This window comes from Paraburkholderia sp. SIMBA_053 (assembly GCF_046534895.1).
Taxonomy (GTDB): domain Bacteria; phylum Pseudomonadota; class Gammaproteobacteria; order Burkholderiales; family Burkholderiaceae; genus Paraburkholderia; species Paraburkholderia caledonica.
The window spans coordinates 1-276 of the sequence record NZ_JAWRXU010000586.1; the positions used below are offsets into that span (position 1 = coordinate 1).

1 protein-coding gene is annotated in these 276 nt (G+C 56.9%); it reads right to left on the reverse strand.

What is annotated here, in order from left to right; genetic code table 11:
* On the reverse strand, window positions 1-276 hold a 276-nt coding region (locus SB753_RS36940), incomplete at both ends, for a hypothetical protein (RefSeq protein ID WP_410805096.1).

The window sequence follows — 276 nt, forward strand, 5'->3', positions numbered from 1 at the left end:
CTCCTCGAGCTTTTTGTTTTTGGCAGCCAGTTCCTGCTCCATCGCCGGATAGCCGGAAGTGCGCTCGGTCAGTGCGGTGCGAAGGTTGGAGATGCTGCTTTCTTTTTCGGCAAGATGACGCTCGTAAGTGGCAAGCTGCTCCCTGAGGTGCTGGCTCTCGCGCTCAGTGACCTCAAGTTGAGTCTTGTGGTCCTCAAGTATTTCGTGGATGTTCTCCAGTTCGCGGGCGGCGTCTTCGACTTGCTCGTCCTTGAGCTGCAACTCTCGCAGCAGCCT